The 14,290-nt window shown below is 66.4% G+C and carries 13 protein-coding genes; 7 read left to right on the top strand and 6 right to left on the bottom strand.

The genetic code is table 11. From position 1 onward, the window contains the following. The coding region (locus tag ACR9ZG_RS07025; protein ID WP_481284106.1) for a hypothetical protein at positions 1 to 224 on the top strand (224 nt) is incomplete at its 5' end. Between the two features lie 2,706 nt (positions 225 to 2,930). Here ACR9ZG_RS07025 and rsmG read toward each other — a convergent pair. Genes rsmG through rpmH form a run of 6 tightly spaced genes read right to left on the bottom strand, consistent with a single transcriptional unit; the run spans position 2,931 to position 6,045 of the window. Then, a complete protein-coding gene (gene rsmG, locus ACR9ZG_RS07020; RefSeq protein WP_481284105.1) occupies positions 2,931 to 3,563 on the bottom strand; it encodes a 16S rRNA (guanine(527)-N(7))-methyltransferase RsmG in 633 nt (210 codons plus the stop codon). A 15-nt stretch (positions 3,564 to 3,578) separates the two neighbouring features. Further along, on the bottom strand, positions 3,579 to 4,169 hold the full coding sequence (locus tag ACR9ZG_RS07015; protein ID WP_481284104.1) for a Jag family protein: 591 nt from the start codon (positions 4,167 to 4,169) through the stop codon (positions 3,579 to 3,581). A 5-nt stretch (positions 4,170 to 4,174) separates the two neighbouring features. After that, on the bottom strand, positions 4,175 to 5,143 hold the full coding sequence (gene yidC, locus ACR9ZG_RS07010; protein WP_481284103.1) for a membrane protein insertase YidC: 969 nt from the start codon (positions 5,141 to 5,143) through the stop codon (positions 4,175 to 4,177). A gap of 9 nt (positions 5,144 to 5,152) precedes the next feature. Beyond that, entirely contained in the window at positions 5,153 to 5,503 is a 351-nt protein-coding gene (yidD, locus tag ACR9ZG_RS07005; protein ID WP_481284102.1) for a membrane protein insertion efficiency factor YidD, read from the bottom strand. Positions 5,504 to 5,532: 29 nt separating this feature from the next. Then, positions 5,533 to 5,898: a ribonuclease P protein component gene (rnpA, locus tag ACR9ZG_RS07000; protein WP_481284101.1), complete on the bottom strand. Its 366-nt coding sequence runs from the start codon at positions 5,896 to 5,898 to the stop codon at positions 5,533 to 5,535. A 9-nt stretch (positions 5,899 to 5,907) separates the two neighbouring features. Continuing rightward, positions 5,908 to 6,045, bottom strand: a complete 138-nt coding sequence (rpmH, locus tag ACR9ZG_RS06995) for a 50S ribosomal protein L34 (protein WP_018189031.1) — start codon at positions 6,043 to 6,045, stop codon at positions 5,908 to 5,910. Between the two features lie 447 nt (positions 6,046 to 6,492). On the opposite strand from rpmH, the gene dnaA reads away from it, so the two are divergent. From dnaA to gyrB, 6 genes are all read left to right on the top strand, one after another. Continuing rightward, positions 6,493 to 7,938 carry a chromosomal replication initiator protein DnaA gene (gene dnaA / locus ACR9ZG_RS06990; RefSeq protein ID WP_481284100.1) on the top strand — a complete coding sequence of 482 codons (1,446 nt, stop codon included), beginning with the start codon at positions 6,493 to 6,495 and terminating at the stop codon, positions 7,936 to 7,938. 454 nt (positions 7,939 to 8,392) lie between these two features. Next, on the top strand, positions 8,393 to 9,538 hold the full coding sequence (gene dnaN / locus ACR9ZG_RS06985) for a DNA polymerase III subunit beta (RefSeq protein WP_481284107.1): 1,146 nt from the start codon (positions 8,393 to 8,395) through the stop codon (positions 9,536 to 9,538). Between the two features lie 32 nt (positions 9,539 to 9,570). Beyond that, positions 9,571 to 10,458 carry a phosphogluconate dehydrogenase (NAD(+)-dependent, decarboxylating) gene (gene gnd, locus ACR9ZG_RS06980; RefSeq protein ID WP_481284099.1) on the top strand — a complete coding sequence of 296 codons (888 nt, stop codon included), beginning with the start codon at positions 9,571 to 9,573 and terminating at the stop codon, positions 10,456 to 10,458. Positions 10,459 to 10,464: 6 nt separating this feature from the next. Continuing rightward, on the top strand, positions 10,465 to 11,646 hold the full coding sequence (recF, locus tag ACR9ZG_RS06975) for a DNA replication/repair protein RecF (RefSeq protein WP_481284098.1): 1,182 nt from the start codon (positions 10,465 to 10,467) through the stop codon (positions 11,644 to 11,646). Then, positions 11,639 to 12,142 (top strand): DciA family protein, encoded by a 504-nt coding sequence (locus ACR9ZG_RS06970; RefSeq protein WP_481284097.1) that lies wholly within the window; start codon positions 11,639 to 11,641, stop codon positions 12,140 to 12,142. The genes recF and ACR9ZG_RS06970 overlap by 8 nt, the downstream gene beginning before the upstream one ends. 124 nt (positions 12,143 to 12,266) lie before the next feature. Further along, positions 12,267 to 14,273, top strand: coding sequence for a DNA topoisomerase (ATP-hydrolyzing) subunit B (gyrB, locus tag ACR9ZG_RS06965; RefSeq protein ID WP_481284096.1), 2,007 nt, complete (start codon positions 12,267 to 12,269; stop codon positions 14,271 to 14,273). Positions 14,274 to 14,290: the final 17 nt, after the last annotated feature.

Here is a 14,290-nt window from a genome sequence, read left to right as displayed (position 1 = left end):
GCGATTTGGGGCGGAGGGTGCCCCTTGCTCGCGGCTGCGCCATGCTCGCATGGCTGATTACGCTGAACGACGTAGCCCCGGCGAGCTGGCTGAGTGCCATCGAGCGCACCGTCGCCCCCGGAGCGACGCGATTGCGTGATGGTGTGTTTCACGTGAAACAGTGCGACGAGAGGAGCGCACCACAGCGGCCGGGCGCTGAGCGCACCACGGCGGCCGAGCATTGAGTGGGGCACGGCGACGAAGCATCGAGCCGGGCTCCATGGCACGGCATCGGGCGGGGAACGCCGACCCGCGTCCAGCGGGCGCGGCGGCAACACCTGGCGGACGCCGACCGCAACAGGTGGGCCGACGAGGTGTCCGGGTATCGGCTGCACCAGGGCTCGGGCCAGCAGTACGATTGGCACCCGCATCAGCGGACCGGCCGTATCGACGCGCAGAACCAGTGGGCGCGACGTGGGGGAGGGTCACGCAGCCCTGCCGACCGGGTGGGGCCGACATGAGCCACGGGGCCTACGCGGCGCGGAGCCTCAAAAAGACAGGCGGCGATCCAGGCCGTGCAGATATTTGCTGTGAGCCACGGCCTCCTACCGAGACGGCGCCTCCCACCGACACGGAGTGCTCACACAAGCACGAAGGCCTCAATAGTGAGCGGACCGGTCGATGTCGTGCGAACCGAGGCGACGCCTGGCAGGCGGCATCGGTCGACGCACCCCGAGTGTGAACCGCTAAGAACCACATCCCGGGGTGGGTTGGAATGCCCAGAGGAGCGCCGGCGGGGGTCGCAGCCCTGCGGAACTGAAGCCGGGATGCCCTGTGTCACGACTGAGGGGAGTCGGTCGCGAACGGAGGACGTCGGGCCAGGGTCGGGCCGTCGATTGATGGAGCCAATCAATCGCTGGAGCCGATCAATCGCCACGGCAGCAATCCCCTTCGCCAACCGGTCGCTATCGCCCGTTCATTGCCAACGCTAGTGAATCGCCGCCCGGGCGTCGTTTTCGGGAACCAAGCGCGGTGCCCACTCAACGCCTCCGCTACTAACCGCCGGTGCCAAGGAGCTCGCCGGATCCAATCACATGGCCGGCGCCACGCAATCACCGGCGCCAGGCAATCACCGCCGCCAAGCAACACCTGCGCCGGAGCTGGTGCGCGGTACGGAGGATTTCGACGTTGGTATTCGGACAACCACGTCTCCATGGCGCATCTATGCGGCGGTCGGTCACTTCCAAGAGCTCGTATCCGGCGACGCGGATCCGGCGCCTGCCGGGTGTTTCACGTGAAACACGGCTGCGTCACGACTGACCTCCGCCGAGTGCCGCAAGCAACGGCTCATGAGGCCGTGACCCTACTGGCGGTATAAGGGTGCGAAACTCAGATCCCCTCACCTCAGTGAGGTTGGTAGGCAGGACGTCGCCGCTCAACCCCCCGGCTGGCAAGGATGCTCCACGTGGTTCTCGGCACGTTGCTCAGCTAGTTGTTCCAGCATCGAGGGGGGTGTGGGGCCTCCGAATTGATCGGGGGCGCCAGATCGAACCCTGGTTTCCGCAGCACTCCCCGCATGGATCGGGTGAGACGCGGCTACTCTCTCTTGCGACGCCCCCCGACACCGCGCCGCCACCAATGCCAGCGTGGTTTCACGTGAAACGTTCGGCTTCGCGTCACGCCTTCTCAACGCACTGGTGGAAGAGCCATATCCACCGGCGGTGGCTACTCGGAAAGGCTGCACCCAAGGGCGAGCGACCAATCGACGATCATAGTCACCACGAGCTATGCGACACTGCACCAACTCATGGACGATCACCCTCTCCGAATGAAGTGAACTCAGAAGAAGGAGGAGAGCAGCCGGTACGCGTGGCCGAGGCGAAGTCGGCCCGACTGCTAAACGCTAATCACCCCTGACCGACGACTACCGTGAACCCGACCCATCCAGCGCGGACAATCGATTCGTCATCGCATCTTCCGCCCGGGATTCCGGCCTGCTGCCTCACTGCGGGCCAGGTACCGCCGGTTGATGCACCGCCGGCTCGTGGCTGACGCCTCGCGAGGGATGGGTTTCACGTGAAACGACTACTTGAAGAGGATTGACGAGGATCTTCGATCGCTTCGCGTGCGTGCAGCTATCCTGCGCCGGCCTGCTAGCGGCGGCGTGAGGACGGTGTCGACACCGTCCAGCACCGACGGTAGGGGTGACAAAAGACCGCGTCGTGTGGCACCTGAGAACGTGATTCGGCAGTGACAGAAGTAATGACCCGTCACAGCTCACGCGTCTGCCAATCCAAGTGTTGCCATCCTCTCCACGGCAGTGCACCTCAGACCTTCTGCGGCCCGCGGCACTCCAACCCTCACCATTCGGCTATCCGAACCCTTCGCGGAACTCAACGACGACGACTGGAGCGCCCAACCCGAACCCCGGTCACCCAGCGTCGGATCGCTCGGCCGGCACTGACCGCCCGTCCAGAGCATGTGGCGCCGCGCACAAGAGTGGCGGTTGGCACCGCTTCAAAACAGCTGTCGCTGCGAACGTTCGGGCCAGCTGCGTGGCGTGGGGCCAAGACGTATCGTCGACGTCGATCTCGCCCGAATCCGGCAAATGGTGCAGAGGCCAAGTCGACCTACTGGGTCGTCGCCTGAGTCGTCGACTCGCGATCGAGGATCTCGCGATCGCGGATCGCGGGACCCGACGCACTGTCCACTCGCCAACTAGCCGGCAAAATCGGCCCGTCCCACGATCCATTCCACGCAAACAGCGCACTTTCCGGTTCGACGGACCCGTCGAGAAGCACCGCAGAACGGCTCTCACAGCACTGAAGCACGTGCTTCCGTTCGCTCAGAGCCATTCTCCACGCGAAACAGACAACCCCGTCGCAACGGAAAATCGCCAAAAACGCTCCGTTACGACGCGCAATTCCGGTCGAGCGACGAATCGGCTCCGGCTACCGCACCGTCCCACGGATCACACGTGTTGTCTCATCGAGGACACCGGCGCCCAGCTCGAGCACCTCGAGGTCGTGCGCCTTGTACTTGCGGATCTCTTTGGCGGCGGCGTCGAGTTCCGCCTGCGCGCCGGCGCCCTTCATGAGGACGAGCTCTCCGCCGTCACGGAGCAGGGGAGCGGTGAGCGGGAGGAGCTTCCGGAACGCACTCACTGCGCGCGCGGTCACCTGGTCGAGTGGCTGATCGAGCCGGACGTCCTCGGCCCGCGCACGCAACACGGTCACGTTGTCGAGCCCGAGGGCATCGACCTGTTCGGTCAGCCAGGTGACTCGCCGCTCCATCGGCTCGATCAGCACGAACGAGACGTCCGGCCGGGCGATGGCGAGGACGAGGCCGGGGAGGCCGGCGCCGCTACCGACGTCTCCGACCCGCGCACCCGACCAGAGCAGGGGTGCAACGATCGCGGAGTTCAGGATGTGGCGCGACCACAGGCGCGGAAGTTCGAGCGGGCCGATGAGTCCGCGTTCTTCGCCCTCGTCGGCCAGGTGCTGGGTGAAGGCGCGGGCGACCTCCAAGCGATCGCCGAAGAGAGCAGCCGCGGCGGGCGGTTCGGGTTCGAGCAGCGCGTTCACCGTTTCACGTGAAACTCAGGCAGCGGAGATGACCGTGTAACGGTCGCGTCCCTCGCCACGCGAGGTGGAGACGTAGCCCCGCTCGGAGACGATGTCGTGAACGAGCTTGCGCTCGTAGGAGGACATCGGCGGGAGTGCAGCCTCGGCGGCGCCCTCCTCGAGCTTGGTGATGGCGTGCTCGACCAGAGTTGCGAGCTCGGCCTGGCGAGCGTCGCGCGAGCCGGCGATGTCGAGGATCAGCCGCGAGAACTCGCCCGTGCTGTTCTGCACAGCGAGGCGGGTCAGCTCCTGCAAGGCTGCGACGGTGTCCGGCTTGGCGAGAAGGCGGAGGTTCGTGCCCTCCTCAGCGTTGACCGAGATGTAGGCACGGCCATTGCGGGTGTCGATGTCGATGTCGCCGTCGATGTCGGCGATGTCGAGCAGCTCCTCGATGTAGTCGGCAGCCACGTCGCCCTCGCGGTCGAGGTCGGCCACGCTCGGAGCATCGGTGGCGTCCTTCGGAACCTCGGGAGCGACGGAGGCGCCAGCGCCGGAGGCCGAGGAGGCCGAAGCGGCCGCGTCGTCGGCGGGGGAGGGGGAGGTGAACTCGGTCTGCACGTCCGTCATCGGTCCTACTTCTTTCCGGCCTGCTTCTTGGAACGGTTCTTGCTCACGGGCTGCACGCGCTGCGTGGGCTTCTTCGCCGGCGCCTCTTCAACCGTGAGCACGATGCTGCCGTCGTCCTGCACGAGCTTGCCCTTGCGGGCGAGGCGGGCCTCGCGCGCCTTCGCGGCGTCCGAACCGGGCGTCGGCATGTTGCGGATGACCAGGAACTGCTGACCCATGGTCCACAGGTTCGAGGTGAGCCAGTAGAACATGACGCCGAGCGGGAAGGCGAAGCCCGAGAACAGGAAGACGAAGGGGAGCAGGTACAGCAGGATGCGCTGCTGCTTGAACTGCGGGCTCGCCTTGGTCTCGGGCGACATGTTCTTCGAGACGATCTGCAGCTGGGTGAGGAACTGCGAGCCGGTCATCAGCACGACCATCACGGCAGCGATCACCATGACGACCACCTGCGGCGGGTTCGCGTTCATCGCACCCTGGAAGCTCTGGTGCAGCGGCGCGACACCGAACAGCGAGGCGTTGCCGAACTGCTGCGCGAGCTCCTCGTTCAGCGGGCCGACGCCGGCGTGGCCGCTCTGCGCTCCGTTCAGCACCTGGAAGAGCGCGAAGAAGATCGGCATCTGCAGCAGCAGCGGGAGGCACGAGCTCAGCGGGTTGGTGCCCGTCTTCTTGTAGAGCTCCATCGTCTCGCGGGACATCGCCTCGCGCGAGAACTGGTCCTTCTTGCCCCGGTACTTGTCCTGGATCTTCTTCAGCTGCGGTGCGATCTCGAGCATCCGCCGCTGATTCTTGATCTGGCGGACGAAGATCGGGATCAGCGCGGCACGCACGACGACGGTGAGCCCGACGATCGACAGCACCCAGGTGAGGCCGGCGGCCGGGTCCAGCCCGACCTGCGTGAACAGCCAGTGGAAGGCGACGAGGATCAGCTCCACGACCCATTTGATGGGCCAGAGGATGGTACCGATGATGTCCATGTGCGGGTGCTACGCCTTTCCAGGGCTGGGGAAGCCGTCAGGGCTGGTGAGGGAGGCGCCCGCGCGGCGGGCGACGACGAAACCGAAGGGGGTCACCCGGTAACGACGGGTACGGCGGAGGGGAACGTCATCGACCCCTCCCGCTGCCCACGGGTGACAACGGATGATGCGGCGAACGCCGAGGAAGCCCCCCACCACGACGCCGTGCTCCTGGATCGCCTGCAGCGCGTAGGCCGAGCACGAGGGGTAATACCGGCAGACGTCGCCGTAGAGCGGCGAGATCACGGCACGGTAGGCCCGGAGCAGGAGGACGGCGACATTCCGCGGAAGAAGGAGCACTGCTGCGATCGCGGTGTTCATCGACGGACGTTGCCTCTGCTGGTGTACGGCTACTGGTGGGACGGACTGGTGGAGCGCCGGCCGGCGAAGCGGTCGGCTGCGCGGGAGACCTCTTCGTGCAGGCTAGCCCACGACGCATGGGCCGAGGCTGGCAAAGCTCTGATCACCACGTCGATCCCACCCTCACCGAAGCGGGGGAGGAGGTCGTAGGCCGCGGCCTTCAACCGGCGACGGACGAGGTTGCGGCGTACCGCCACCCCGACCGCTTTGCTCACGATAAAGCCGAATCGCACCACATCGGAGTCCGGATTCGGGCGGACGTACGTAACGGTGTCGGTCCCGCTGAAGCGGGCACCGCGTCGCACTGTCGCCCGATAGTCCGTGCCCCGCGTGATGCGATTGGCTTTGGCGAGCACCGGTGACGGTTACGCCGAGAGCTTCTCGCGGCCCTTGCGGCGACGAGCGGACAGGATGGCGCGGCCCGCACGCGTACGCATGCGGAGGCGGAAGCCGTGGGTCTTGGCGCGCTTGCGGTTGTTCGGCTGGAACGTTCTCTTGCTCATATCTATCTCTCCGTGGTGGTCGCTTCACAGGCCGGTGCTGAGGTGGTTCGGCCAGCACAGGGAGGCCAGGAAAGTTTCAGGGCAGCCTGAACGGCTGAAGTCAACTGATTAAAACTACGGCCTCGGTGGGACGCAGGTCAAACCAGTGGCAGGCAAACCCACTGATTATGCACCGGATTGGCAGGAAGCGGCCGTGCGCCACGCCGACGCATGCCGCTCACCGGATTTGATCAGCGTCCGTCCGCCACGTTACCGTGAGGTCGAAAGTTATCCCCAGGCCATCCCAAAATCGGCCGGAGATCGCTACGGTATTGCACACACAGCGGTGGATAACTCTGTGAATAGCTCCGGCGGCATCCGAGCCGCCAGCCCGACGCGAGTCGACGGGGGACCGACTCGTCTTTGGAGCGCGGGCGACGGCATCACTGAAAACGAAGACGGGGAACGATGGCAGGCGGCGAAGAGTCCATTTCTGCGGCATGGCAGAGCGTGCTCGAGAAGCTCGAGACGGACGACCGCATCACGCCGCAGCTGTACGGATTCCTCAGCCTGGTCGAGCCCAAGGGCATCATGGCCGGCACCTTCTACCTGGAGGTGCCCAACGAGTTCACCCGCGGCATGATCGAGCAGCGCAGCCGCGTCCCCCTCCTCAACGCCATCGGCACGCTCGACGACGAGCTGGCCGTCAACACGTTCGCCATCGTCGTGAACCCGGAGATCCAGCAGGAGACGATGGCCGGCCCGGCCGAACCGGAGCCGGCCCAGGCCGCCGTCTACATCGACGCCGGTCCCGCGACGCTCGCCTCGACCGTCGCCCCTCCGCCCGAGATCACGGCGCCGGCGCGCAGCAGCGACACCCGCCTCAACTCCAAGTACAGCTTCGACAACTTCGTCATCGGCCAGTCCAACCGGTTCGCGCACGCCGCGGCGGTGGCGGTCGCCGAGGCGCCGGCCAAGGCGTACAACCCGCTCTTCATCTACGGCGACTCGGGCCTCGGCAAGACTCACCTCCTCCACGCCATCGGCCACTATGCGATGAGCCTGTATCCGGGCATCCGCGTCCGGTACGTGTCGAGCGAGGAGTTCACGAACGACTTCATCAACTCGATCGCGAACAACCGCGGCTCATCGTTCCAGGCGCGCTACCGCAACATCGACATCCTGCTGATCGACGACATCCAGTTCCTGCAGCGTGCGGTGGAGACGCAGGAGGCGTTCTTCCACACCTTCAACACGCTCCACGATCACAACAAGCAGGTGGTCATCACGAGCGACCTGCCGCCGAAGATGCTCACCGGCTTCGAGGACCGGATGCGCTCGCGCTTCGAGTGGGGCCTGATCACCGACGTCCAGGTGCCCGACCTCGAGACCCGCATCGCCATCCTCCGCAAGAAGGCGCAGAGCGAGAAGATCCAGGTGCCCGACGACATCCTCGAGTTCATGGCCTCGAAGGTATCGAGCAACATCCGCGAGCTGGAGGGGACGCTCATCCGCGTCACAGCCTTCGCCAGCCTGAACCGCACGCCGGTCGACATGCCGCTCGTCCAGACGGTGCTGAAGGATCTGATCACGCTCGACGACGACAACGTGATCGCGCCGACGGACATCATCACCAACACGGCCGAGTACTTCAAGCTCACGGTCGACGATCTCTACGGATCCAGCCGCTCGGCGGCCGTCGCCACCGCCCGTCAGATCGCGATGTACCTGTGCCGCGAGCTGACCAACCTGTCGCTGCCGAAGATCGGGCAGCTCTTCGGCGGCCGCGACCACACGACGGTCATGTACGCCAACAAGAAGATCAGCGAGCTCATGAAGGAGCGCCGCTCGATCTACAACCAGGTCACCGAGCTGACCAGCCGCATCAAGCAGAACCACCGCTACGGCAAGTAGCGCGTCGCTCCACGGAGCGTCGACGCGTCTGAGCGTCATCTCCGAGCCGAATACCGGCCGAGTTATCCACATTTCCATCCCCAGTTTGGGGACAGTGCGTTATTAACACTTGTGGATAACTTGTGGAAAAGCTCCGGATAGGTCAGCGCTTAATGGGGACGAGCGACGCCGGCCTGTGAAAAGCGGGTCTGCCGCCTCCGGGTCTCCCCGCGTTGTGAACAGGCGGTGTCCTCAGGTCATCAACAGGCCCGATGGGCCCGGATCCCAGTCACCGGCTGGTCTCAACAGAGTTATCCACATTTTCCACAGCGGTTAACACCATTAATCATTAACTCTTCTGGTTAAGGGCGGGCGACAACCTCAGGCGGTCGGCGGGATCTCCGGCCCGCCCGTCGGAGGCATGGGGCTAGGATTCTTGACGATCCGTATCCGCGAGCCGACCAGGGGTGACTTCGTGAAGTTCCAAGCCAACCGGGATGTCTTCAGCGAGGCCGTCTCGTTCGCCGTGAAGCTCCTTCCGCAGCGAACGACCCTCCCCATCCTGAGCGGCGTGCTGATCGAGACCACCGACTCCGGCCTCCAGCTGTCGTCCTTCGACTACGAGGTCTCGGCGCAGACCGAGATCGCCGCCGAGGTGGAGGAGCCGGGCCGGGTGCTCGTATCCGGCCGGCTGCTGGCCGAGATCGCGGCCAAGCTTCCGAACGCTCCCGTGCAGTTCTCGACCGAGGAGTCGAAGATCCGCGTGCGCGCCGGATCCGCCAACTTCACCCTCCTCTCCATGCCCGTCGAGGAATACCCGAGCATCCCGCAGGTCAGCGGGGATGCCGGGCTCATCCCCGCGGAGGAGTTCTCCGAGGCCGTCGCCCAGGTGGCGGTCGCCGCCTCTCGCGACGACGTGACTCCCGTCATCACCGGCGTACAGCTGGAGGTCGGCGGCAACCGCATCGGCCTCGTCGCCACCGACCGCTATCGCGTGGCTGTGCGTGAGATCGACTGGGACAACGGCACGACCTCCGGTGAGCCGCAGACCGCCCTCGTGCCGGCGCGCACGCTGACCGAGATCGGCAAGACGTTCGGGCACAGCGGCAACGTGTCGGTCTCCATCACCAACCGCGACGACCGCGAGCTCATCGCCTTCACCGCCGATCGCAAGACGGTCACGTCGCTGCTGATCAAGGGCAACTTCCCGCCGGTGCGCCGGCTCTTCCCCGAGACGGTCGACAACTACGCCGTCCTCAACACCGCCGAGCTCATCGAGGCCACCCGCCGCGTCGCGCTCGTGCTGGAGCGCGAGGCCGCGCTCCGCTACACCTTCACCGCCGACGGACTGACGCTCGAAGCGATCGGCTCGGAGCAGGCGCAAGCATCCGAGAGCATCGACGCTCTCCTCACTGGCCAGGAGACGGTGGTTTCGCTGAAGCCGCAGTTCCTGCTCGATGGTCTCGGTGCCGTGCACTCGGAATTCGTGCGCATCTCCTTCACCAAGACCGAGAACCCCAACAAGCCGGGCCCTGTGCTCATCACGAGCCAGACTTCGAAGGACCAGGCGGGCTCGGACTCGTACAAGTACCTGCTGCAGCCCAACCTGCTCCTCCGCTGAATCCGGCGATCCGCAAGAGAAGAAGGATGATCATGCACATCGGCCTCATCGGACTCGGACGCATGGGCAACAACATGCGCGCCCGCCTCGAGAAGAACGGCATCGAGGTCACCGGGTACGACACCAACCCCGAGGTCTCCGACGTCGCGACGCTCGCCGACCTCGTCGCCGCCTTGCCCGCTCCGCGCACCGTCTGGGTGATGGTCCCCGCCGGCCAGATCACCGACTCGGTCATCACCGAGCTCGAGCCGCTGCTGGAGGCGGGCGACCTCGTGATCGACGGAGGAAACTCCAAGTTCACCGAGGACTTCAAGCACGCCGAGCTGCTCGCGCCCAAGGGCGTCGACTTCATGGACTGCGGCGTCTCGGGCGGCATCTGGGGCCTCGAGAACGGATACGGCCTGATGGTCGGCGGCTCCAAGGAGCAGGTCGAGCGGGTCATGCCGGTCTTCGACGCGCTGCGTCCGGAGGGTCCGCGCGAGGAGGGCTTCGTCCACGTGGGCGAGGTCGGCGCCGGCCACTACGCCAAGATGGTGCACAACGGAATCGAGTACGCGCTCATGCAGGCGTACGCCGAGGGCTACGAGCTGCTCGACACCCGCAAGGACATCATCAAGGACGTCACCGGCACCTTCAAGGCGTGGCAGCGCGGCACGGTCGTGCGCTCGTGGCTGCTCGACCTGCTGGTCCGCGCGCTCGAGCAGGACCCGGAGTTCGAGCACATCGAGGGCTACGTCCAGGACTCGGGCGAGGGTCGCTGGACCGTCGAGGAGGGACTGAACAACGCGGTCCCGCTGCCGACGATCAGCGCCTCCATCTTCGCCCGCTTCGTCTCCCGCCAGGAGGACTCGCCGGCCATGAAGGCCGTCGCCGCCCTCCGCAACCAGTTCGGCGGCCACGCTGTGAAGGCCGTGGACTAACCCTCCTTGAGAGTTACGCATCTTTCCCTGACCGACTTCCGCAACTACCGCACTGCGGAGGTGCCGTTCGCGGCCGGCGCGAATCTGTTCGTCGGCCGCAACGGCCAGGGGAAGACCAATCTGGTCGAGTCGCTCGGCTACCTCAGCACCCTCGGGTCGCACCGGGTGTCGAGCGACCAGGCCATGATCCGCAAGGATGCGGAGTCCGCGATCGTGCGGGCCCGCATCCAGCACGAGGGCCGGGAGCTCCTCGTGGAGGTCCAGCTCAACCGCGGAGCGCCGAACCGCGCTCAGGTGAACAGGGCCGCCATCAAGCCGCGCGAGCTCCCGCGGTACTTCTCGAGCGTGCTGTTCGCTCCGGAGGATCTCGCCCTGGTGCGCGGTGAGCCCGGCATCCGGAGGCGGTTCCTCGATCAGCTGCTGATCCAGCGCAACCCGCGGTTCTCGGCGGTCATCGCCGACTACGAGCGGGTGCTGAAGCAGCGCAACACGCTCTTGAAGTCGGCCAGGGCCTCCCGGATCAAGGCGGATCAGCTCGGCACGCTGGATATCTGGGACGACCGGCTCGTCGCGCTCGGCACCGAGCTGCTCGACGCGCGCCTCGACCTGGTCGCCCGGCTCAGCGACCCGATCGTCGCGGCGTATCGCTCGGTCGCCGGCGACGACCACCATCCGCGACTGCTGCCGCAGCTCACGATCCGCGGCGCGCACGTCGACGAGGACGACGACGATGCCGAGGCTGTAACCGACACGACCGGTTCCGACACCGCCGAGGTGTTCCGGCAGGCGCTCGCGGCCGTGCGCCCCAAGGAGCTGGAGCGTGGACTCACGCTCGTCGGCCCGCACCGCGACGACGTGCTGTTCGAGCTCAACGGCCTCCCAGCCAAGGGCTACGCGAGCCATGGGGAGTCGTGGTCGTTCGCCCTCGCACTGAAGCTGGCGTCGGCCGAGCTGCTGCGGCGTGAGTCGTCCACCGGAGACCCGGTGCTCATCCTCGACGACGTCTTCGCCGAACTCGACCAGGCACGGCGCCGGATGCTCGCAACCGCCGTGGCCGGTTACGAGCAGGTGCTCATCACCGCTGCGGTCTACGACGACGTCCCTGCGGAACTCACCGCGCACACCGTGCGGATCGAGGCCGGGCAGGTGGTCGAGGTCTCTCCGCTGGAGGCGTCGTCCGATGCCTGATCGATCGGACGAAGGCGGACTCTCGGAGGCCTCCGTCGTCTACCTCCGGATGAAGGAGCTCTTCGCCGGCACCACCGGGCGCGGCCGCCGTGCCCGGCGCCGGGTCGAGGAGGAGGGCGAGAGCAAGCCGTTCGGCTCCGGCCGCGACCCCCGCGGGCTCGGAGACGTGGTCGACGCCCTGACCGTGCAGCTCGGCTGGACGTCCCAGCTGGCGCAATCCGACCTCCTCGAGCAGTGGCGCGAGCTGGCGGGGGAGGAGACCGCGCGCCACGCGGTGCCCGACGCGATCACCGACGGCGTCCTGGTCGTCCGCTGCGAGTCGACGGCGTGGGCGACGCAGCTCCGGATGATGCGTTCCGAGCTGCTCGTGCGCATCGGTGAGAGGTTCCCGGAGGCGGGCATCGAGTCCATCCGCTTTCAAGGGCCGGACGCCCCCTCCTGGAAACGCGGTCCCAGGTCGATTCCAGGGCGTGGCCCGCGCGATACTTACGGCTGAGTGCACAAAAGAGGTCGCCCGCGCGAAGAAAACGCGTCAGAGGGGCGATTTCGGCCCTTTTGACCCCCTCCTCTTGGTAGAATGGAGGGTCACTGTCTAGTGCGGTCAGGAGCCGAATTCTCATATGACGATGGAACCGAACAGGGCCGAGGCGGAACACGACTACGGCGCGAATGAGATCCAGATCCTCGAGGGTCTCGAAGCCGTCCGCAAGCGACCCGGGATGTACATCGGTTCCACCGGTCCCCGCGGTCTGCACCATCTGGTCTACGAGATCGTCGACAACTCCGTCGACGAGGCGCTCGCAGGCTTCGCCGACAACATCGAGGTGACCATCCTCCCGGACGGCGCGGTACGCGTCGACGACAACGGCCGCGGCATCCCGGTCGACGAGCACCCCACCGAGAAGAAGTCGACGGTGGAGGTCGTGCTGACCATCCTCCACGCCGGCGGCAAGTTCGGCGGCGGCGGTTACGCGGTCTCCGGCGGTCTGCACGGCGTCGGCAGCTCCGTGGTTAACGCGCTCTCGACCAGGCTCGACGTCGAGGTCCACCGGCAGGGCTTCGTCTGGCGGCAGAGCTACCGCAACGGCGTGCCGCAGGCTCCGCTGGAGCAGGGCGAGGCGTCCGAGCGCACCGGCACCATCATCACGTTCTGGCCAAGCCCTGACACCTTCGAGACCGTGGTCTTCGACTACGAGACCCTGCGTACGCGATTCCAGCAGATGGCGTTCCTGAACAAGGGGCTGCGCATCGCGATCACCGACGAGCGCGCGCCAGAGGTCGAGCCCGTCGAGGGCGAGGTCGACGAGGAGGAGGCGAAGCCGGCACGGCACGAGGTCTTCCTCTACGAGCGCGGCCTGCAGGACTACGTGCAGTACCTCAACTCGGCCAAGAAGGCGGAGGTCGTGCACGACGAGATCATCTCGTTCGAGTCCGAGGACACCGAGCGCAAGATCGCACTCGAGGTCGCGATGCAGTGGACGACGAGCTACAACGAGAGCGTCTTCACCTACGCGAACACGATCAACACCCACGAGGGCGGCACCCACGAGGAGGGCTTCCGCGCCGCGCTGACCACGCTGGTCAACCGGTACGCGCGCGAGAAGGGCATCCTCAAGGAGAAGGACGACAACCTCTCGGGCGACGACGTGCGCGAGGGCCTGACCGCGGTCATCTCGGTCAAGCTGTCCGAGCCGCAGTTCGAGGGCCAGACCAAGACCAAGCTGGGCAACACCGAGGCGAAGGCCTTCGTGCAGAAGGTGGTCGGCGACCAGCTCGGCGACTGGTTCGACCGCAACCCGAACCAGGCCAAGGAGATAATCCGCAAGGCGCTCCAGGCGGCGACCGCCCGCATCGCGGCCCGCAAGGCGCGCGAGACCGCGCGACGCAAGGGTCTGCTCGAGAGCGGCGGCATGCCCGGCAAGCTCAAGGACTGCCAGTCGAAGGACCCGACGGTCTCCGAGATCTTCATCGTCGAGGGCGACTCGGCCGGCGGCTCGGCCGTGCAGGGCCGCAACCCCGAGACGCAGGCGATCCTCCCGCTGCGCGGCAAGATCCTGAACGTCGAGAAGGCGCGGCTCGACCGGGCGCTCGCGAACAACGAGGTCCAGGCGATGATCACGGCGTTCGGCGCCGGCATCGGCGAGGACTTCAACCCCGAGAAGGCGCGCTATCACAAGATCGTGCTCATGGCCGATGCCGACGTCGACGGCCAGCACATCACGACCCTGCTGCTGACCCTCCTCTTCCGGTACATGCGCCCGATGATCGAGCTCGGCTACGTGTACCTCGCGCAGCCGCCGCTGTACCGGCTGAAGTGGTCGAACGCCGAGCACGAGTACGTGTACTCGGACCGCGAGCGCGACGCCTTCCTGGCGGAGGGCCTCGCGGCCGGCAAGCGCATCCCGAAGGACAACGGCGTGCAGCGCTACAAGGGTCTGGGCGAGATGGACTACCGCGAGCTGTGGGAGACCACGATGAACCCGGAGACCCGCACGCTGCTGCAGGTCACCCTCGACGACGCGGCCGCGGCCGACGAGATCTTCGCCACCCTGATGGGCGAGGACGTCGACTCGCGCCGCACGTTCATCCAGAAGAACGCGAAGGACGTCCGGTTCCTCGACATCTGATGCCGTGACGGCAGCGG

It is taken from the genome of Leifsonia sp. KNZ12-8B, assembly GCF_056755495.1.
The sequence above is the reverse complement of the archived record's forward strand: the minus strand, read 5'-3'. Positions and strand labels throughout refer to the sequence as shown.

Bases quoted from the DNA above. Each gene is read 5' to 3' on its own strand.
- rpmH (WP_018189031.1), bottom strand. From the start codon at position 6,045: ATGAGCAAGAGAACGTTCCAGCCGAACAACCGCAAGCGCGCCAAGACC.
- dnaA (WP_481284100.1), top strand. From the start codon at position 6,493: ATGGCAGGCGGCGAAGAGTCCATTTCTGCGGCATGGCAGAGCGTGCTC.
- ACR9ZG_RS07015 (WP_481284104.1), bottom strand. From the start codon at position 4,169: ATGACGGACGTGCAGACCGAGTTCACCTCCCCCTCCCCCGCCGACGAC.
- yidD (WP_481284102.1), bottom strand. From the start codon at position 5,503: ATGAACACCGCGATCGCAGCAGTGCTCCTTCTTCCGCGGAATGTCGCC.
- ACR9ZG_RS06970 (WP_481284097.1), top strand. From the start codon at position 11,639: ATGCCTGATCGATCGGACGAAGGCGGACTCTCGGAGGCCTCCGTCGTC.
- gnd (WP_481284099.1), top strand. From the start codon at position 9,571: ATGCACATCGGCCTCATCGGACTCGGACGCATGGGCAACAACATGCGC.
- yidC (WP_481284103.1), bottom strand. From the start codon at position 5,143: ATGGACATCATCGGTACCATCCTCTGGCCCATCAAATGGGTCGTGGAG.
- gyrB (WP_481284096.1), top strand. From the start codon at position 12,267: ATGACGATGGAACCGAACAGGGCCGAGGCGGAACACGACTACGGCGCG.